The following is an 18,935-nucleotide window of genomic DNA, read 5'->3' as shown; positions in this document are numbered from 1 at the left end:
TCACCGAGCCGCAGCCGAGGGCCAGGTGGTCGGCGGGGACGCCGAGCTTGTCGGCCAGTCGTCCGGTGAGTTCGACGCAGCCCGAGTCGGGGTAGCGGTTGATGGCGGTGGCGGCTTCGGCGATCGCCTTGACGACGCTGGGCAGCGGTCCGGCGGACACCTCGTTGCTCGCGAGCTTGATGGCGCCGGGAATGGACTTGCCGGGCACGTAGGCGGGCAAGGACGCCAGGTCGGCACGGGTTCGCACGGTCATGCACCCGATCCTCGCATTGCTCCGTCCGATTGGACACGTTGACTGGAGTTCACCCTGACGTGCGAGGGTTAGACATGACCACTACCCGCATCGAGACGCTATCCCTCACCGACGGCCGTGAGCTGCGGGTGACGATCGCCGAACCCGACTCCGCCGTCCGGGGCGGACTCGTGGTGCTGCACGAGGCTCGTGGCATGACCGCCGGCGTGCGGACGCTCGTCAGCAGCCTGGCAGACGAGGGCTGGCTCGCCATCGCACCGCATCTCTACGACGAGGACCGCGTGCACGGCGACGACATCCGGGACCAGGTCAGCAAGCTTTCGGGTGACCGCCTTCTGGCTGACACCGATGTCGCGTTCGTCTGGCTGGGCCAGCAGGGCGTCAGCGCCGACCGGATGGGCGTCGTCGGGTTCGACACCGGTGGCACCGTCGCGATGGTGGTCGCCGCGAGCCGCACGATCGGCGCCGCCGTCACCGTGCAGGGCCCCGGAATTCTGGAGCCGCTGTCGGACGGGCTGCCCGCGCTGGTGGACGTCGCAGGCGACCTGACCTGCCCTTGGCTCGGCATCTACCGCGACGACGACTCGGAAGAAGTGAGCAAGCTGCGGGACGCGGTGATCAGCTCCGAGACCGCGTCCGATGTGGTTCGTTTCGACGTTTCCAGTGACGAAGCGTGGGCTCGTGCGTTGAACTGGTTCGACGCACACATGAGGTAAGAGTCTTTACGGCGGATTGGAACCGAACCGTCATCCAGGTACATCTAAGGGATGCTTCGGACGGCTGACTGGGTGTAGCTCTTGGTAACACTCAGTGCTGCGGTGACGAGTTAGCAGTGCAGGGGGTTGTAGAGGGATGGCTGAAGGCACGGGGACGACTGGCACAGCGACGACGACGGGCACGGGCGCGCCACCGCCCGCGGAGACTCCAGCGGTGACTCCTGATGCCTCGGCGTCGGTCACCGCGCCGATCACCGCTGAGCAGCTGGCGGCGGTGAAACCCGTTCTCCAGCAGCAGATGCTGGTGGACAAGGCGGAGGCGAGCCACGCCGCGGCCAAGCTCGACCAGGCGGCGGACAGCGGCAAGCTGACGCTCGACGTGGAAGCGGCGGACGCGCTGATCAAGGCGGTCGACGCCGCGCGCGACCAGGTGATGGACCTGTGGGAGCGCGCGACCGAACAACTGGCGACACCGCTGCAGCTGGGCGAGAACCCGGTCGCCAAGGCGATCAGCGCGCGGTTCGCCGATCTGGCCGTCGGGGAGGACTCGGGTGCCGCGAAGGCGTTGCTCGACCTGTTCAAGGTCCTCGACGACATCAGCAACGCGTTGAGCCGCAACCGCGACAGCATCCGCGACGCCGACGAAGAATCCGAGAAGGCGATGAAGAACGCCGGGGGGTCCTGGTGAGCGGCAACCACGACAACAAGGGCAACGACAACAACGACAACAAGGGCAGCGGGAGCAACGACAACAAGTACGACCACGGCGCTCTGTACGAGCCGCACGACTGGATGACGTACTCGCACAAAGAGCTGTACAACATGGTGCACACGGGTGTGAACCTCGACGGTGCCCAAACCGCCGCGACGAACTGGAAGAAGATCGGCGACGACATCGCCGGCGTGCGGTCGAACCTGCTCAAGGCCGTCGAGGACTCCACGGTCGGCTGGGACAGCGAGTCCGCCAGACTGGCGCGCAACGGTCTGACCGAGGTCACCAACTGGGTCGACGACACCGCGAACTACGCGCACAAGGTGTCGGCCGCGATCACGACGGAGACCGACAACGTCGAGGCCGCCCGCGCCGCGATGCCGCCACCTCCGGACCCGCCGGCCGCGCCGGTGCCGACCGAGACGGCGACGCTGCGGGACCGGCTGACGATCTCGGACCGGGCATCGGACATGTTCGGCGTGGAGACCCTGCGGGAGCCGGGTCTGGCGACGACGCTGCGCGGTGAGTTCGGCGGCTTCGAGACCATCGGCAGCAGCCCGGTCGACACGCTCGCGACCAACGACGCCCAACACCGCCTCGCGGCGGACGTGATGGCGGCGTTCCAGCGCAACTCGGCCGCGGTCGACCAGACCGTGCCGGCGCAGTTCACCCCGCCGGTGAACCCGATCAACCCGACGCCGACCGGCCCCGAGCTGGGCGGCCGCACCCCGACGGGCCCGGAGACCGGTGCCGGCGGTGGTACCGGAGCCCCGGTCACGACCACCAACCCCGCGGCGGGCCAGAACCGCGGCACCACGAACGCCTCCTCCCGCTTCGGCGGTGGTTCCGGTGGTGGACGTGGCGGCGGCGGTGGTGGTCTCGGTGGCGGCTTCGGCATGGCACGTCCCTTCACGTCCAACTCCGGCAACCAGGCCGGTGGCGGCGGCGGTGCCGGTGGACCCGGTTCCGGTGGTGGCGCGGCGGGGGTGAACGAGGTGTCGCGCGGTGCGGGTGCCGCGGCGGCCGCTGCCTCGTCGGCGACCGGCGGCCAGACCAAGGCGTTCCAGAACCCGCTCGCGATGGGCGGTGCGCCGATGGCCGGTGCGCCCGCCGCGGCGCAGGGCAACAACAACGAGCGTGAGCACCGGACCGCGAGCTACCTGGAAGAGGACGACAACGTCTTCGGCTTGGACCGCAAGGCCGCCCCGCCGGTGATCGGCCAGTGAGCGAAAGGCAGTTCACGGTGAGCTCGCAGGAGTTCTTCCTGCTCTGGCAAGCCGTGCACGGCGAGGATCGCGTCGTGCCGCTCGGGACCCCCCACGTGGGGGCCACCCGAGCGGCGCGGCAGCGTCTCGTCGAAGCAAGCTCGCAGACCCTGCACGCCCGCCGGTTGGGCACCGTCCACCGGCCCGACCCCGATCTGCGCGCGTTGATCGCCGGCCTCGGCGAGTTCGACCGCGCGCTGGAGATCGCGTACTTCAAGGGCACCGAACTGGCCCGCGGCATCGCCTGCGCGGGGTGGAGCGGAGCCTTCGCCGCGCGCGTGAACAACGACGTGCACCTGTACTCGTTCCGCCCGACCGCGCTGGCTTCGGCCACGGTGTCATCGTTGCCAGGCCTCGCACCGGGCACGGGTCGCGCCGTCAACGTGCGCTGGGACGACTACGTGCGGGCGGGCAAGGCGGGCGAGCAGGACGGCAAGCAGGCGTTCCTGGACGTGCTGCGCGACGCCGGCATCCGCGAACCCGAGGCGCACGCCCTGATGCGCATCGTGACGTCCCGGATCGGCGGCGGCGAACTGGGCCTCACCGCCCGCAACCGCGACGGCGTCCCGCGCCCGACCGGCCGTTCGGTGTCGTGGCTGGACACGCGCGAGGGCCGCTACCTGCTCCGCAAGCAGGACGGCTGGCTCGTGCTGGCCCCCGCCGACGCGCCCCGGCTGACCAGCGCCGTCGACGAACTGCTCGCGGCGGGGTAGTTCCACACCGTTGGTGGACGTCGTGTCCGCCAATCACACATGGACGTTCGGTTGTGCCTGAGTTAGACATGGGGCATGACCGACACCGACGTCGAACTGCTGTGGCGCCCGGACCCCACGAGGGACAACGGGATGACCGCCTTCAGGTCGTGGCTCTCGGGCCGCGGCCACGACTTCCCCGACTACGAGTCGTTGTGGGAGTGGTCCGTCTCCGACCTCGAGGGGTTCTGGGGCGCCATAGCTTCGTATTTCGACGTCAGGTTCCACACCGCTCCTGAGCGCGTGCTGGGCTCCGCCGAGATGCCGGGCGCCGAGTGGTTCCCGGGCTCGACCCTGAACTACGCCGAGCACGCCCTCCGTCGCGGTGGCGACGACGACCTGGCCGTGATCTTCCATCGCGAAGACGGCGTGGCTTCTTCTTTGACGTTCGGCACGCTGCGTTCACGCGTGGCCGCTTTCCGGGCCGCATTGGCCTCTCTGGGCGTCTCCAAGGGCGACCGGGTGGTGGCACTCGTCCCGAACGCCCCCGAAGCCCTCATCGCCTTCCTGGCGGCCGCCTCACTGGGCGCCACGTGGTCGTCCTGCTCCCCGGACTTCGGCGCCCGAGCCGTCGCCGACCGCTTCACCCAGATCTCGCCGACCGTCTTCGTCGCCGTCTCCGGCTACGTCTACAACGGACGGTCCTTCGACTGCCGCCCGGTCGTCGAGGAGATCCGCGCGCAGCTGCCCGGTCTGAGCGCCACGGTGTTGATCGACTACCTGGACAACGGCTCCTCGCTCCCGGACACGCTGTCGTTCTCGGAGTTGGTCGCTTCGTTCGCGGGTGCGCCGCTGGAGTTCACGCCGGTGCCGTTCGACCACCCGCTGTGGGTGCTCTACTCGTCCGGCACCACGGGCCTGCCCAAGGGCATCGTCCAGGGCCACGGCGGCATCGTGCTGGAACACCTGAAGATGATCGGCCTGCACAGCGACCTCGGCCCCGGCGACCGCTTCTTCTGGTTCACCACCACCGGCTGGATGATGTGGAACTACCTGGTCGGCGGTCTGCTGACGGGCACCACCATCGTCCTGTACGACGGCAGCCCGGCGTTTCCCGACCTGAACACCTTGTGGCACCTGGCCGAACAACACCGCGTCACCTACTTCGGCACCTCGGCCCCGTACGTCCAGTCGTGCCTGAAAGAGGGCATCGACCCGTCGTCCCGCTACGACCTGACGGGCCTGCGCGTCGTCGGCTCCACCGGCGCACCCCTGACACCGGAAGGCTTCCGCTGGATCGCCTCGGCCGTCGGCAAGGACGTCCAGATCGCCTCGGTCTCCGGCGGCACCGACCTCTGCACCGCCTTCGTGGCCGCTTCCCCGGACCGCCCGGTCTGGCTGGGCGAACTCTCCTGCCGCGCACTAGGCGCGTCCGTGCACGCGTTCGACGAGGCGGGCGAGACGCTGAACGACGCCGTCGGCGAACTCGTGATCACCAAGCCCATGCCGTCCATGCCGGTCTTCTTCTGGGGCGACTCCGACGGCTCGAAGCTGCGCGACGCGTACTTCGACACCTACCCCGGCATCTGGCGCCACGGCGACTGGATCCGCATCACCCCGCGCGGCTCGGCGGTGATCTACGGCCGCTCCGACTCGACCCTGAACCGCGGCGGCGTCCGCATGGGCACCTCGGAGTTCTACCGCGTCGTCGAGTCCGTCCCCGGCGTCGTCGACTCGCTCGTGATCGACACCTCCGGCGTCACCGAGGGCGAACTGCTCTGCTTCGTGGTGCTCGACGGCGTCGGGTTGGCCGACGTGGAACCACTGCTGCGCAAGGAACTGCGCTCGGCCCTGTCCCCGCGCCACGTCCCGAACCGCTTCGTGGCCGTGGCCGAGATCCCGAGGACGCTGAACGGCAAGAAGTGCGAGGTGCCGGTCAAGAAGATCCTCGCCGGCATGGACGTCGACCGAGCCGTGTCGCGCGGCGCCCTGCGCAATCCCGAGTCCCTCCAACCGTTCCTGGAACTCGCCTCAGGATGATCTAGGTCACTCTCGTCTGCGTGAACAGGCGTTTAACGCCCCTCTCGACCCCTCGGAACGTGCCCTGACCAGCGCTTTCCGGGGTTAGAGGGGGGCGTTTTGCAACTCGGTTGGGGACCTGTGTAACCTATGCGTCGTGGCCAAGGATGGTCCCGGGAGGCTTCGCCTAGTCTGGTCTATGGCGCCGCACTGCTAATGCGGTTTGGGGTAACCCCCCATCCCGGGTTCAAATCCCGGAGCCTCCGCAAGGCCGAGCCTCTTGAGGATCGGTTATAATTGAAGACCTGCGCTCGTAGCTCAACGGATAGAGCATCTGACTACGGATCAGAAGGTTACAGGTTCGAATCCTGTCGAGCGCGCCAGACCAAGAGCCCCTCTTCGCGGAATACGCGAAGAGGGGCTCTCTGGTTTCCGCCAAAACTCACCGGGTCGCCCGGAACCGTGTCAGTACTTGGTCAATTCCGGGCGAGGCCGTCAATGGCAACGGTCATCAGCCGCGGGACGTATACGTTCTCGATGTAGTGGTCACGCAGGGGAGGGCGTGTGGGCGCGGATCCAGGGCAGGTGCGGACGCGGGCGGACCTGGTTCGCCAGCTCGAAGTCTTGAGGGGGAACGCGGCGCGGGGCAGCGGTCGCACCAGGGTGTCGCTGGCTGACCTGGCCAAGCGCATCGACGTGCCGAGGTCGACGGTCCACACGTACCTCACGGGGCAGACGCTGTTGCCCGCCGAGGTGCTGGACCGGATCGTCATCGCGCTGGACGGCACGGACGCCGACCTGAGGTCGTGGGCGGACGCCTGGGACCGCGTCGCCGCGCACGAGCACTCGGGCAAGCAGGTTCCCGCCGCCACGGCGCCGAGGCAGTTGCCGGCGGACGTCACCGCGTTCACCGGGCGGGCAGCGGAGCTCCAGCAGCTCGACGACCTGGTGGAGCAGGACGAACGGACCGTGGTGCTGTCCGCGGTCACCGGCACGCCGGGGGTGGGGAAGACCGCGCTCGCCGTGCATTGGGGGCATCGGGCCGCCGACCGGTTCCCGGACGGCCAGCTCTACCTGAACCTTCGCGGGTACGACGTCGGGCCGCCGGTGTCCGCGGCCGACGCGGCGCTGCGGTTGTTGCGGGCCTTGGGGATCAGCGAGGTGCCGCCGAGCCTGGACGAGCGGGCGGGGTTGCTGCGGTCGGCGTTGGCCGCCAAACGGGTGCTGCTCGTGCTCGACAACGCGAGCAGTGCCGAGCAGGTGCGGCCGTTGCTGCCCGCGACCTCCTCCTGTTTCACCCTGGTCACCAGCCGGGACGCGCTCACCGGCCTGGCCGTCGTCGACGGCGTGCACCGGCTGGATCTCGACGTGCTGACCGTCGAAGAGGCCGTGCAGCTGCTCAAGAGCTTGTTGGGCCAACGCGTCTGCTACGAACCCGATGCGGCGATCGAGCTCGCGGAGTTGTGCGCCCGGTTGCCTCTCGCCATCCGGATCGCGGCCGAGTTCGCGCGGCACGAACCGCTGACGGCCGTCGTCCGCGACCTCCGGGCGGAACGCCTGGACCTGCTCGACAGCACCGGCGACCCGCGCAGCATGGTGCGCGCTGTGTTCCTGCGGTCGTACCGGCAGCTCAGGCCGGAGGCGGCCGAGCTCTTCCGGTTGCTCGGGCACCACCCCGGCCGTGACTTCGACGTCCCCGCCGCGGCCGCCCTCGTCGGCATCGACATGGCTGACGCCGCGCTGCGCGTCGAGCAGTTGATCAGCGCAAACCTGGTGCAGGACAACGGCCGTTGCGAAATGCACGACCTGCTCCGCGCCTACAGCAGGGAGCTGGCTCCGGCGGCGGATCCCGCCGCCGTGCGGTTGATCGACCACTACGTCGAGGCGCACACCGCGGCGCTGGCACTCGCCTACCCCCGTCATGCCGACCCCGCCGGGAAGGAGGAGGTCTCCTGGCTGACGGACGCCGACACCGCACGGGCTTGGCTGACCGCCGAGGCGGACAACGTGGTCGAGGTCGTCAAGGCCGCCGCCGACCTGGGGTTCGGGGCTCGGGCCCGGCAACTCGCGCACGTCGCCAAGCGGCACCTCGAAACCATTTCGCGCGGCCCGCAGGCGATGCGCATGCATCAGCTGGCGCTCGACAGCGCCAGGGCCGACGGCGACCTGGCGGGAGAGGGCGAAGCGCTGCGCGACCTCGGCGTGGCGGCGGAGGTGATGGGCAGGCAACTCGAGTCGCTCGACTGGCTGCGGCAGAGCGCGGACGTCTGGCAACGGCTGGGCAGCCGCCGACGCCGTGCCAGCACGTTGAGCAGCATCGGCATCACGCTCGGCTCGCTCGGCCGGTTCGACGAGTCGATCGCCGCCCACGAGGAGTCCAACGAACTGCTCCGGCACCTCGACCGGCCGCAGCAGCTCGCCATGGGACTGCTGAACCTCGGCGTCACCCTGGAACAACGCGGTGAGCTCGACCGCGCGCTGACCAACCAACGCGCGGCGCTGGAGACGTTCCGCACGCTCGGTGACCAGCTGGGCCAGGCACACGCGCTGACCAATCTCGGCAACGTCCTCAACCAGCTGGGCGAGCACGGCGAGGCACTGCTGATGTTCGACGAGGCACTGGCGGGGTACCGGGCGCTGGGCAGCCGGATCGGCGAGGCCTTCGTGGTCAAGTTCCTCGGTGGGGTGCACCGGGCGAAGGGCGAGCACGACCTCGCGATCGACCGCTTCGAGGAGGCGCTGCGGATCTCCCGGGAGGCAGGCGACGCGTCGTTGCAGGCGGAGTTGCTCAACCACCTGGGCTTCGCCCGTGGCCTGTCCGGCGACCAGTCGGGGGCACGCGAGGCGCACCACGACGCGTTGGCCCTCGCCACCGAGCACGGCTACCGGCTGGAGGAAGCGCGGGCGCTGGAAGGGCTGGGCACCGTCGCCAGGGCCACCGGCGCCGTGATCAGCGCGAAACGGCAGTGGCGCCAGGCGTTGGAGCGCTACGAGGCGATCGGTGTGCCGGAGGCGGAACGGCTGCGGGCGGCCCTCGCCGAGCTGTGACCCGTCCAGGATTGTCCAGCTTCGTCCAGGATCGGGCCGGAGGCGGCCCGGTCACTGCTGAAGTGTCCCGGTGACCACAAAGAAGCTCGCCGCCGGAGTTTTGGCGGCCGCCGCCGTCGCACTCGGCGCGCCCGCCACGGCCAACGCCACGATCGTCGACCCCTGGGTGATCTGCAACGGCACCAACTGCGACAGCAGTGCGCAAGGCGACATCACCTGGCACAACCGCACCGCCAACGTCTCCGGGATCATCTGGGACCAGGGGTTCGGGTCGACCACGATCAAGTTCCGCGCCTACGCCAACGGCAAGCAGATCGGCCCGGAAGTGGCCCGCACCGCCAACGACGAGACCTCGGACCCGAACGTCAAGTCTCCGCGAAAGATCGGCTTCCCGATGGGGGACACGAACCTGTCCGGCGGCATCGACGAGATCAGGATCTGGATCTGTTTCACCACGTGCGTTGACAGCACCGTCGAGTACAGGGACCGCTAACAGTGATGATCAAGAAGCTCGCCGCCGGCGCACTGGTGGCCGCCGCCGCACTCGCCGCGCCCGCCACGGCCCAGGCGGAGGACCTGACCGCGTTCGAGCGCTGCATCAGCCCGTGCGAGGACGGGGGCACCTTCGGCACGATCGACTGGCACAACCGGACGGCCACCGTGCACGGCTGGGTCTTCGACCACAAACCCGGTTGGACGCAGGCCAAGTTCGTGGCCTACAAGGACGGCAGGCCGGACGGGGAGCTCGTGACCCGCACGACCGACGACGCGGGGCGGTACGGACCGAAGCGCGAGTTCAGCTTCGTCATCGGCGACACGAACCGGCCCGGCGGTCTCGAGCGCGTCATGGTCGACCTGTGCTTCGACAACGGCTACTGCAAGGGCTGGAAGGACTTCTGGCGGCCGTAGGACCTGCTACTGGTAACGGGGGTGAACGACGGCCGGGCAACCGGTCGTCGTCCCGCGTACACCGTTCGGCGCGGACAGCGGCCATTGGCCGACGCGAACGACCACTGGGTGAATGTCCCTGGCCACACTCGAAGCATGGGGATTCTGGCGGGCAAGGCTGTGGTCATCACCGGCGCCGGGCAGGGGTTGGGGAGGGCGTTCGCCACCCACGCGGTCGCGAACGGGGCCGCGGTGGTGATCAACGACGTCGACGAGCCGCTCGCCAGGAAGGTTGCCGACCTCATCTCGCTCAGGGGTGGCGAGGCCGTGGTCAGCGGCGGCTGCGTCACGGATCCCGAGCAGGCCCAGGCCATGGTCGACACGTGCACGGCGGCGTTCGGACGGATCGACGGGCTCGTCAACAACGCCGGCATCCGCTACCAGGCGGACATCGGCCAGGACGACCCGGACAGGATGCGCGAACTCGTCGAGGTCAACGTCCTCGGCACCCTGTACTGCATCAACGCGGCCGTGCGGAGCATGCGCAGAGGGTCGATCGTCAACCTCGGCTCCGTGGCGATGGTCGGGCAACCAACGGCGCTCACGTACTCAGCGTCCAAGGGTGCCGTTGCGAGCATCACGGCTGGGGCAGCAAATGAGCTCCACGAGAGAGGCATTCGCGTCAACGCCGTGTGTCCCCTCGCCTGGACACGGATGGCTGCGGCCGACACGAAAGCCACCCCGAGCGGGCCGCCGGAGACGATCGCGCCGCTGGTCACGTACCTGTTGAGCGACCGGGCGGCGAAGATCACCGGGCAGCTGATCAGGTTCGCGAACGGCAAGTTGCACGTCATGGGCCAGACGTCGCCGAAGGCACCGGTCATCGAGAGCGACGAGTGGGACGTCGACAAGATCGCCGAGGCTTTCGAGGAGGCGCTCGAACCGGAGGACCCCGCTTGGGTGCGTTGGGGTGTCAGAACCTGACGGGAACGGGCAGAGTGGCCGAGTGGATCAGCGCGAGATCATGCAGCGGGCGCTCGGCGTCCTGACGCTCAGCTACGACGGTGCCGAGTCGAGCGACTACCTGCGCACGGCCCTCAAGTCGTTGCAGGAGGGCGTGTTCAGCTACGAGGTCAAGGTCGACGGCGAGCTGAACGAGGCCGGCGCGCAGGCCCTCAAGCAGGCGATGGACCAGGTGCTGTCGCAGTTCGGCTGGTTCACCGCCGGCCTGCTCTACGCCTTCCACGGCGTCGCCCAGGCGTACGAGAACGACTACGAGGACGCCGACGTGCAAGAGGTGCTGAGGCAGCTCGCCATCAGGCTCGCTGACTGAGCTCCGCGCGGACGCCGTCGGAGAACGGCGTCCACGCCTCGACCGCCCACGGGCCGAAACGCAGATCGGTCAGAGCGACGCACGCGGCGGAGATCTCCGGGTCGACCCACAGGAACGTGCCGGACTGGCCGAAGTGCCCGAACGTCCGCGGGGAAAAAGAATTCCCGGTCCAGTGCGGCGACTTGCCGTCACGGATTTCGAACCCGAGACCCCAGTCGTTCGGTTTCTGCATGCCATAACCGGGCAGCACGCCGTTCAGCCCGGGAAACACCACCGAAGTGGCCTCGCTCACCAGCTCGCGAGAAACCAGTGACGGCGACAGCAGCTCGGCGGCGAACAAGGCCAGGTCAGCGGCACAGGACTCGGCTCCTGCGCCGGCTGAACCGACCAAAGTCGACGATTTCATCCCCAGCGGCACGAACACCGCCTCGTGCAGATAAGTGGCGAACGGCATCTCGCAAGCCGAGGCAACAAAAGAAGCCAGCACGTCGAAGCCCGCGTTCGAGTAGATCCGGCGCTTTCCCGGCTCGGCCTGCACCTCGGCCTTGTCGAACGCGTAGCCGGCGGTGTGCGAGATCAGGTGCCGCACGGTCGCACCGGGAGGCCCGGCCGGCTGGTCCCACTCGATCGCGCCCTCCTCGACGGCTACCAGCACGGCGTACGAGGTGAGCAGCTTCGTCACCGACGCCAGCGGGAACACCCGCTGCTGATCACCCAGCGAGCCCACGACCGACCCACCCGAGACGACGGCCACCGCCACGTTCTCGACCGGCCACGACGCTGCCACTTCGACGCTCCGCATGGGACAGACGTTAACGTCAGGGGGTGACAGTCCGGGAACTGATCGTCCTGGGAACGGCCAGCCAGGTTCCCACGCGCCAGCGCAACCACAACGGCTATCTGCTGAGGTGGGACGGCGAGGGCTTCCTCTTCGACCCCGGCGACGGCAGCCAGCGGCAGCTCCTCAGGTCGGGCGCCGCTGCGAGCGACATCACCCGCATCTGCATCACCCACTTCCACGGCGACCACTGCCTGGGCGTCCCCGGCATCGTCCAGCGACTGTCCCTGGACCGGGTCCCGCACACCGTCCACGCGCACTTCCCGAAGTCAGGCGCCCACTTCTTCGAACGCCTCCGCTACGCCAGCGCCTTCTACGACGCTGCGGACATCAAGGAAGAGCCCGTCGAACAGGACGGCGAGATCGCGACCGGCAAGTTCGGCACGCTGGAGGCGTACCGGCTGGACCACGGCATCGACAGCTTCGGGTACCGGCTCACCGAACCCGACGGCCACCGCATGCTCCCCGACAAGCTCAAGGAGCACGGCATCCAGGGGCTGCAGGTCCGGATCCTGCAGACCGAAGGCGAGCTCAACGGCGTCAAGCTGCAGGACGTCAGCGAACCCCGCAAAGGTCAGAAGTTCGCGTTCGTCATGGACACCAGGCTCTGCGACAACGTCTACGAGCTCGCGGACCGGGCCGACATGCTGGTGATCGAGTCGACCTACCTTGCCCGCGACACCAAGCTCGCCGGCGACCACGGCCACCTCACCGCCCAGCAGGCCGCCCGCGTCGCGCAGGACTGCAAGGTCCGCAAGCTGGTCCTCACGCACTTCTCCCAGCGCTACGAGGACCCCGCCGAGTTCCACGCCGAAGCGGCCCAGGAGTTCGGCGGCGAGATCGTCATCGCGAAGGACCTGGACCGGGTTCCGGTGCCGAAGCGAGCCACTGGTCCCTGACGATCTCCTCCAGGGCGGAACAACGGGGCTCCCAGCCCAACGCGCGCAGCGCGGACACGTCAGCCCGCAGCGACCGGGCCTCACCGGCGTGCGCGGGCTTCCACGTGACGTCCACTGACCGCCCGGTCACCTCCGCAACGGTCGTGAGAACGTCCTGAACAGACGCAGCGGTCGCGCCGACGTTGTAGACCGACGACGTGCCGACGGAACAAGCTTCCAGCGCCACGACGAAAGCAGCAGCAACGTCGCGTACGTGCACGAAGTCGCGCACGGCCCCACCGTCGCCGTAGACGTCCATGCCCGGCACCGTTCCGGCCGCGCAAGCGACGGCACGGGTGATCACCCGACTGGTGTCCTTGTCGCCACCTCCAGCGACGTTGAACAAACGGAGAGTGGTCGCGCCGATCTGTCCGGACCGCGCCGCCCAGGCCACGAGGTCCTCGGCCGCCGCCTTCGAAGCCGAGTACGGCGACGAGGGTTCCCGAACGGACTCCTCCGTCAGGGGAGAGTCCGACGGCCGGTACACCGTGCCAGTCGACGCGAGCAGGAATCGTTGGCCCTTCAACGCTTTCAGGATGTTCAGCGTTCCGGCCACGTTCGTCTCGTAGTACGAAACTGGATCAAGAAACGACTCGCGGACACGGGCGACGGCGGCCAAGTGGATGACGGCGTCCACATCGGGCAACTCGAACGGCTCCGACAGGCGCTGACGCGACAAAACCGGTTCATGACCATGAACCTGCAGCTCACGCACCACGGCCTGGCCCACGTACCCAGTGGCACCGGTCACTAGAACTCGCACGAGTTGACCCTAAAGGTCGCCCAGGAGTGCGCCGATAACACCCAAGTGAGTTATCCCCATCGCGCTGTGCACACAAGCATCGCCGGACTCCTGCACGACGTGGCCGTGCACGAGTTCAAGCGGCAGGAGTTCCTGCGCAACGTGGCTGAGATCGTGGGAGCCGCACCCGCGCCTCAGTCGACCGAGGTCACCGTGCCGATGCCGGTCCTCAGCTCCACGCGCACCTTCCTCAACGGCGTTGACCAGGTTCTTCGGGACGCCGCCCGCGCCTAGGGCGCACACAGATCATCGTCTGATCCACTTGCCGTGAGGCCCGCGAAAGCGGGCCCGCCGCAACCTTCATCCGGCCGTTGCCGGACCGTGCTTCGACACACATACCGGGTGCCTCTACGCTACGCGTCACCCGGCGATCGCCGGTCACGTCCTCCGCTTCTCTTAAGCGAGTTTTCGGCGATGAATCATGTCCTCGCAGCGCTCAACGAGCGCCTCGGCAGGTTGTTCGGTGACCGGCTGGTTGTGCTGGCCGGTGGCACGCGTCTGGCTAAGCGCGCGCACGAGCTCCATACGCTCGGTGCACGCCATACGCTCGTGCTCGATACCGACGATCATGCCCCGCTGCATGATTCGGTGATCGCCCGTTGGGTGTCGCTGGGCATCAAGGGCGGCTTCGTCGCGGTCGAGCAGCGCCGTCTCGGCAAGCTGCTCACCAAGCCGAGCACCGAGGTCCGCGCGATCCTCAAGGACTTCGACCCGGACGCCGAAGCCGTCGTGATCAGCACGCCCTACAACGAGATCAGCACGTTCCAGGGCCGCCCGGTGCTCAACGCGCGTCAGCACAAGTGGGTCGAGCTGGAGAACAAGACCACGATCGACGCGCTCTGGGACGAGCTCAGCGCCCGCCGCGCGCCGGCCATGGTGTTCGACCTCGACTTCGAACGCCTCTGGGGCGCCTCGGAGATGCTGGACCGCGGCGCGGGCGTCGTCTGGTCCGGTGACGGCCCGGCGATCAACGGCGGTGCGAACTTCGTGCGTCGCGTGCGCACGTACGAGGAGGCCAAGGAGGCCTTCGACGTGCTCGCGCCCAAGTGCGACCAGGTGCGCGTGATGCCGTTCCTGGAAGGCATTCCGGTGAGCGTGCACGGCATCGTCTTCCCGGACGGCACCGCGGTGCTGCGCCCGATCGAGATGGTCGTGCCGCGCCGTCAGGGCCAGGCCAAGTTCCTCTACGCGGGCTGCGCGTCCTACTACGACCCGCCTGTGTGGATCCGCGACGAGATGCGCAACCTGGCCCGCCGCGTCGGCGAGCACCTGCGCGAGACCGTCGGCTACCGCGGCACGTTCACGCTGGACGGCATCGCGACCGAGGACGGCTTCCTGCCAACCGAGATCAACACCCGCTACGGCGGCGCGATGGTGTGCTTCGAGGACGCCGTCCCGACGCTGCCGCTCGCGCTCGTCCAGGTCGCGCTGGTCGCGGGCTGGGACCTCGGCATCTCCTCAATGGAGTTCGAGGAGCTCGTCCTGCAGGCCGCGGACACCGTCCGGTCCGGTGCGGTGGGCGCCAACGTGCGTGCCGTGCAACCGACCCAGGTGGACGAACGCCGCGTGATCTTCACCGGCTGGGCGTGCCGGCTGGCGCACCCGGACGAGCCCGCGCACGCGACGCTGCGGCTCAGCCCGTCACCGATCGGCGGACGCCTGGACCTCGACCTGCACCGCGAGAACATGCCCGTCGGGGCACCGGTGGCGGCGCTGACCGTCGCGGCGTTCGCGCTGGCCGATCAGGAGTGGGGGACGGGCCTCGGCGCCCTGGAGCCCGCGATCGCGATCGAGGACGACGTCCAGGTCGAGCAGTCGATCATCGAAGAAGCGGTCACCGCCTGAATGGACGGTCTACCAGGCGCCCTCGTCTCCGTAGGCGGAGATGAGGGCGGACCGGTAGCCCATCAGGGCCGCGGCGACCTCACGTGGCTGGTGCGCTGGTCGCACCAGCCCTTCGCCGAGCACCTTCGGCCGGCCCACGCCGACTGACTCGGGTGAGCGCTTCAGCAGCCCGACGGCGATCTCGGCGGCGTCGGCGAGCATCTCCTCGCCGGGCAGTTCGATCATGTCGTTCATCAGCCCGCTCACGAACGACGGCAGCTTCTCCGGCACGGCGCACGCCAGCGCCACCAGACAGGCGACCCGTTCGGACGCCAGCGCCTCGAAGATCTTCGGTGCGCCCTGGGCGACGGCGTGCCTGGTCTGCGTGAGCCAGTCCGGCGCCGTTCGCGGCAGTTCCCGCCCGAGAGCGTTCCACCTGCGGTGCGTGCGCCGTCCGTCCTCAGTGAACCCCTTGCCCGCCAACGCCATGGCCGCCAGCAGGAAGATCACCCGATCACGCACGTCCGCGGCGACCTTGTACGAGGCTCCCAGCTCGACGAGGTAGGGCACGGCGCAGAACGACGCCTCGGAGACCGTGTCGTCGGTCAGCAGCCGGTCGGCGAGCGAGGAGAGCGCGTCGAGCCGGACGTCGGCGCTGGAGTCCATCAGGGAGCGCAGCAGACGGGGCACGCGACCGGCGCCACCCCGGCCGTCGTACACCTCGACCCAGGAAATCCTGTCGAGTCCGCGCAACGGGTCAGGCCGTTGCCAGGCGCGCGGCAGCTCCATAGGGCGGAAAGGTACGGGATGTCAGGGAAGGCTCCTCGGAGCCTCGCCCGTACGATCTCGTGGTGTCCTTCTCGGTGGCCGACATCTTCTCGGGTGCGGGCGGCATGAGCTACGGCTTCCACGCCCACCGCGACTTCCGGGTCGTCGGTGCCGCTGACGCGCAGATCGGCAAGCCTTCGTCGCGGTTGGGTTCGTTGCGCTGCAACGACACGTACCGCGCGAACATCGGCGTCGACCCGTTGGAGGTCGACCTCTCGAAGGTGTCGCCGGCGGCGTTGCGCGAGGTGTGGGGCCTCAAGCGCGGCGAGCTGGACGTGCTGCTCGCGTGCCCGCCGTGCTCCGGCTTCAGCCGCATCACCGCCCAGAACCACCTGCGCGACGACCCGCGCAACTCCCTGGTCGGCCGGATCGCCGTCTACGCGGAGGAGCTGCGCCCGAAGGTCGTGCTCGTCGAGAACGCCCGCGAGCTCGTCAAAGGCAAGCAGCGCCACCACTTCGACAGCCTGGCCGAGGACCTGACCAGCCTCGGTTACTCGGTCGCCGGCGGCACGCACATGCTGTCCAAGTTCGGCCTGCCGCAGCTGCGCGAGCGGACGCTGATGGTTGCCGTGGACGCCGGTCTGCCGTTGCTCACGCTGGACGACCTCTGGGCGGGCCGGGTCATCCGGCCTTCCGCGATCACGGTCCGGCGCGCCATCGGCAAGATGCCGGTCGTGGCGGCCGGCGAGGCGCACCCAGAAGATCTCATTCACGTGTCGCCGACCTTTTCCCAGGACCGCAGTCTGGAACGAATGCGGGCAATTCCCGCGAACGGTGGTTCGTGGGCCGATCTGCTCCGCTCACCCGAGACCGCGGAGTTGTTGAATCCGGCACAACGCAAGATCGTCGAACAGCAGAACTGGGGTTCGCACCCCGATGTCTACGGCCGGATGTGGTGGGACGAACCGGCGCGCACGATCAAGCGGGAATGCGGTCACGTCGGCAACGGCCGTTATGCCCACCCGGAGCAGCACCGGCTGTGCACGGTCCGCGAGATGGCGCTCCTGCAAGGGTTCCCGCGCCAGTTCCGGTTCGACGTCTCGATTCTCGGGAACGCCTACCGGCACGTCGGCGACGCCGTTCCGCCGTTGATCGCCTACCAGCTGGCCGGGCTCACCCGGTGGATTCTCACCGGCCGCCGCCCGGAGCCGCGGGAGATGTGTCTGCGAGGCACTTCACTGCGTCCCGGCGACATTCGGCCGGTGGAAGTTACCGAAATGGTGGCGTAGGTCTCTGAACCGAACGTGCTCGCCATCCGTAGCGGGACGCGGCAATCGATAACTGTTCGGCAACGAATTTAACGTCACCTGACAAAATCAATGCATCGCAAGCCTATCCACTGTGGACACCCTGAGTAGATTTTCGCTGGTCACGACCAGTATGTGATAGCCGTTATACCTCACCCGGTCGTGTGACACCCCATCGGATAGTGTCCGCTCGCTTCCTGTCGGTTCAGTGTCGATGACGACGTGCCGACCGTCCCGACGGGCGAACTGACTTTCTACGCGTGCGGGCTAACTTCAGCGAGCAAGGAGACCCATGGCTTCCCGGTTGAGGATCGGCGCGGCGCTGCTCGGCGCCACTGCCCTTCTGTCGTTCTCGGCCCTTCCTGCCAACGCCGACGTCATCGCCACCCCGGACCAGGGCGACCAGCCCAAGGGTGAGTTCGTCGCGCTCAAGGAGGGCCCCCGCCTGCCCTCCCACAAGGAGCGTTACATCGAGACGGAGATCATCCGGCTCCAGATCCAGGGCCAGAAGGACACCAAGGTCTACGCGTACTGCGTGGAGCTGCCGACGGAGCTCTCGAACGGTGACCACCTCCGCGAGGTCGAGTGGGGCAAGCACCCCAACCAGAAGCAGTTCAACGACAACGCGGGCAAGATCCTCTGGATCCTGACGAACTCCTTCCCCAACCTTCCGATGAAGAAGGGTGTGGGCGGGGCCGACATCGAGACCAAGTGGGGCAAGCAGTTCAGCGAGAAGGAGACGATCGCCGCCACGCAGGCCGCGATCTGGCACTTCTCCGATGGTGCTGAGCTGGACATGAACGACGGCCGCAACAGCCAGGACGTCAAGGACCTGTACACGAAGTTCCTCGAGCAGGCCAAGGACGAGGCGCAGCCGAAGCCGACGCTGGAGATCGACCCTGCCGAGAAGGCGGGCAAGTCCGGCGAGAAGATCGGCCCGTTCAAGGTCACCACGACCGCGTCCGAGGTCAAGCTGACCGCGAACCTGCCCGAGGGCGTCACCATCACCGACGCCGCCGGCAACCCGCTCGCCGTGCAGAAGAAGGGCGACAAGGAGCTCGCCGTTCAGGGCACCGGCGAGAAGGTCTCCGAGTTCTTCGTGAACGTCCCGGCCGGTGCGAAGGACGGCGAGGCGGCGTTCCAGCTCTCGGCTGAGGCCACGCTGCAGGTCGGCCGCCTGTTCGTCGCGAAGGACAAGGACTCGGTCGGCGACGACAAGGTCGCCCAGTCGCTCATCGTCGCGCAGCCGTCGAACGCCAAGGTCGAGAAGGAGGGCAAGGCCAACTGGAAGCTCGAGGTCAAGCCGTCCGAGCCGACCACGCCGTCCTCCTCCACCCCGCCGTCCTCGGCGACCCCGTCTTCGCCGACCCCCACCACCTCCACGACGCCGGCCAACCCGGCGCCCGGTGGCGGTGAGGACCTCGCCTCGACCGGTGCCTCGATCCTGTGGCCGCTGGTCGGCGGTCTGGTGCTCGTCGGTGCCGGTGTCGGTGCGCTGTTCGTCGTGCGCCGCAAGAAGGCCGGTGCCTGAG

At 68.4% G+C, this 18,935-nt stretch carries 19 protein-coding genes, 2 tRNA genes and 1 pseudogene; 17 read left to right on the top strand and 5 right to left on the bottom strand.

Annotation, left to right across the window (positions count from 1 at the left end; genetic code table 11):
* Positions 1-253: pseudogene (locus tag G7043_RS12390) on the bottom strand (aminotransferase); the annotation flags it as partial.
* Between the two features lie 74 nt (positions 254-327).
* Between G7043_RS12390 and G7043_RS12385 the strand changes: the two are divergent.
* From G7043_RS12385 to G7043_RS12330, 12 genes are all read left to right on the top strand, one after another.
* Entirely contained in the window at positions 328-969 is a 642-nt protein-coding gene (locus G7043_RS12385) for a dienelactone hydrolase family protein (RefSeq protein WP_166045679.1), read from the top strand.
* Between the two features lie 214 nt (positions 970-1,183).
* Complete coding sequence (locus tag G7043_RS12380) at positions 1,184-1,657, top strand: hypothetical protein (protein WP_166045678.1); 474 nt, start codon at positions 1,184-1,186, stop codon at positions 1,655-1,657.
* The gene (locus G7043_RS49310; RefSeq protein WP_166045677.1) at positions 1,654-2,907 is read left to right on the top strand and encodes a PPE domain-containing protein; all 1,254 of its coding nucleotides are present in this window, start codon (positions 1,654-1,656) and stop codon (positions 2,905-2,907) included. Before G7043_RS12380 ends, G7043_RS49310 begins: the two co-directional genes overlap by 4 nt.
* Positions 2,904-3,659 carry an ESX secretion-associated protein EspG gene (locus tag G7043_RS12370; protein WP_166045676.1) on the top strand — a complete coding sequence of 252 codons (756 nt, stop codon included), beginning with the start codon at positions 2,904-2,906 and terminating at the stop codon, positions 3,657-3,659. Before G7043_RS49310 ends, G7043_RS12370 begins: the two co-directional genes overlap by 4 nt.
* Positions 3,660-3,734: 75 nt before the next feature.
* Entirely contained in the window at positions 3,735-5,678 is a 1,944-nt protein-coding gene (locus tag G7043_RS12365; protein ID WP_166045675.1) for an acetoacetate--CoA ligase, read from the top strand.
* Between the two features lie 155 nt (positions 5,679-5,833).
* Positions 5,834-5,923: transfer RNA gene (locus G7043_RS12360), tRNA-Ser, on the top strand.
* A 41-nt stretch (positions 5,924-5,964) separates the two neighbouring features.
* A tRNA-Arg gene (locus G7043_RS12355) sits at positions 5,965-6,040 on the top strand.
* A 181-nt stretch (positions 6,041-6,221) separates the two neighbouring features.
* On the top strand, positions 6,222-8,705 hold the full coding sequence (locus tag G7043_RS12350) for an ATP-binding protein (RefSeq protein ID WP_166045674.1): 2,484 nt from the start codon (positions 6,222-6,224) through the stop codon (positions 8,703-8,705).
* Between the two features lie 70 nt (positions 8,706-8,775).
* Positions 8,776-9,198 (top strand): hypothetical protein, encoded by a 423-nt coding sequence (locus G7043_RS12345; protein WP_166045673.1) that lies wholly within the window; start codon positions 8,776-8,778, stop codon positions 9,196-9,198.
* Between the two features lie 5 nt (positions 9,199-9,203).
* Entirely contained in the window at positions 9,204-9,614 is a 411-nt protein-coding gene (locus G7043_RS12340) for a hypothetical protein (RefSeq protein WP_166045672.1), read from the top strand.
* Positions 9,615-9,749: 135 nt separating this feature from the next.
* On the top strand, positions 9,750-10,577 hold the full coding sequence (locus G7043_RS12335) for an SDR family NAD(P)-dependent oxidoreductase (RefSeq protein ID WP_166045671.1): 828 nt from the start codon (positions 9,750-9,752) through the stop codon (positions 10,575-10,577).
* A gap of 22 nt (positions 10,578-10,599) precedes the next feature.
* Positions 10,600-10,926, top strand: a complete 327-nt coding sequence (locus G7043_RS12330; RefSeq protein ID WP_166045670.1) for a hypothetical protein — start codon at positions 10,600-10,602, stop codon at positions 10,924-10,926.
* Here the strand turns inward: G7043_RS12330 and G7043_RS12325 are convergent.
* Positions 10,910-11,728, bottom strand: coding sequence for a serine hydrolase domain-containing protein (locus G7043_RS12325; RefSeq protein WP_166045669.1), 819 nt, complete (start codon positions 11,726-11,728; stop codon positions 10,910-10,912). The genes G7043_RS12330 and G7043_RS12325 overlap by 17 nt on opposite strands.
* A 23-nt stretch (positions 11,729-11,751) precedes the next feature.
* Between G7043_RS12325 and G7043_RS12320 the strand changes: the two genes are divergently transcribed.
* Complete coding sequence (locus tag G7043_RS12320) at positions 11,752-12,663, top strand: ribonuclease Z (RefSeq protein ID WP_166045668.1); 912 nt, start codon at positions 11,752-11,754, stop codon at positions 12,661-12,663.
* Here the strand turns inward: G7043_RS12320 and G7043_RS12315 are convergent.
* On the bottom strand, positions 12,608-13,465 hold the full coding sequence (locus tag G7043_RS12315) for an NAD-dependent epimerase/dehydratase family protein (RefSeq protein WP_166045667.1): 858 nt from the start codon (positions 13,463-13,465) through the stop codon (positions 12,608-12,610). The genes G7043_RS12320 and G7043_RS12315 overlap by 56 nt on opposite strands.
* Positions 13,466-13,531: 66 nt before the next feature.
* Here G7043_RS12315 and G7043_RS12310 point away from each other — a divergent pair, with 66 nt between their 5' ends.
* Positions 13,532-13,738 carry a hypothetical protein gene (locus G7043_RS12310; protein ID WP_166045666.1) on the top strand — a complete coding sequence of 69 codons (207 nt, stop codon included), beginning with the start codon at positions 13,532-13,534 and terminating at the stop codon, positions 13,736-13,738.
* A 162-nt stretch (positions 13,739-13,900) separates the two neighbouring features.
* On the opposite strand, the gene G7043_RS48235 is transcribed toward G7043_RS12310, so the two are convergent.
* A complete protein-coding gene (locus G7043_RS48235) occupies positions 13,901-14,074 on the bottom strand; it encodes a hypothetical protein (RefSeq protein ID WP_242642230.1) in 174 nt (57 codons plus the stop codon).
* An 18-nt stretch (positions 14,075-14,092) separates the two neighbouring features.
* On the opposite strand from G7043_RS48235, the gene G7043_RS12305 reads away from it, so the two are divergent.
* The gene (locus G7043_RS12305; RefSeq protein ID WP_313887822.1) at positions 14,093-15,349 is read left to right on the top strand and encodes a hypothetical protein; all 1,257 of its coding nucleotides are present in this window, start codon (positions 14,093-14,095) and stop codon (positions 15,347-15,349) included.
* A 9-nt stretch (positions 15,350-15,358) separates the two neighbouring features.
* Here G7043_RS12305 and G7043_RS12300 read toward each other — a convergent pair whose 3' ends face one another.
* A complete protein-coding gene (locus G7043_RS12300; protein WP_166045664.1) occupies positions 15,359-16,117 on the bottom strand; it encodes a hypothetical protein in 759 nt (252 codons plus the stop codon).
* Between the two features lie 62 nt (positions 16,118-16,179).
* Between G7043_RS12300 and G7043_RS12295 the strand changes: the two genes are divergently transcribed.
* Entirely contained in the window at positions 16,180-17,385 is a 1,206-nt protein-coding gene (locus G7043_RS12295) for a DNA cytosine methyltransferase (protein WP_313887821.1), read from the top strand.
* A gap of 310 nt (positions 17,386-17,695) precedes the next feature.
* Positions 17,696-18,934, top strand: coding sequence for a thioester domain-containing protein (locus G7043_RS12290; protein ID WP_166045662.1), 1,239 nt, complete (start codon positions 17,696-17,698; stop codon positions 18,932-18,934).
* The last annotated feature ends 1 nt before the right edge of the window (position 18,935 follow it).

The organism is Lentzea alba (assembly GCF_011067745.1).
Taxonomy (GTDB): domain Bacteria; phylum Actinomycetota; class Actinomycetes; order Mycobacteriales; family Pseudonocardiaceae; genus Lentzea; species Lentzea alba.
This window is presented reverse-complemented; position numbering and strand designations above follow the sequence as displayed.

Coding starts and splice junctions, on each gene's coding strand:
- G7043_RS12385 (WP_166045679.1), top strand. CDS start 328: ATGACCACTACCCGCATCGAGACGCTATCCCTCACCGACGGCCGTGAG.
- G7043_RS12365 (WP_166045675.1), top strand. CDS start 3,735: ATGACCGACACCGACGTCGAACTGCTGTGGCGCCCGGACCCCACGAGG.
- G7043_RS12340 (WP_166045672.1), top strand. CDS start 9,204: ATGATCAAGAAGCTCGCCGCCGGCGCACTGGTGGCCGCCGCCGCACTC.
- G7043_RS12335 (WP_166045671.1), top strand. CDS start 9,750: ATGGGGATTCTGGCGGGCAAGGCTGTGGTCATCACCGGCGCCGGGCAG.
- G7043_RS12325 (WP_166045669.1), bottom strand. CDS start 11,728: ATGCGGAGCGTCGAAGTGGCAGCGTCGTGGCCGGTCGAGAACGTGGCG.
- G7043_RS48235 (WP_242642230.1), bottom strand. CDS start 14,074: ATGATCGTCGGTATCGAGCACGAGCGTATGGCGTGCACCGAGCGTATG.
- G7043_RS12300 (WP_166045664.1), bottom strand. CDS start 16,117: ATGGAGCTGCCGCGCGCCTGGCAACGGCCTGACCCGTTGCGCGGACTC.
- G7043_RS12290 (WP_166045662.1), top strand. CDS start 17,696: ATGGCTTCCCGGTTGAGGATCGGCGCGGCGCTGCTCGGCGCCACTGCC.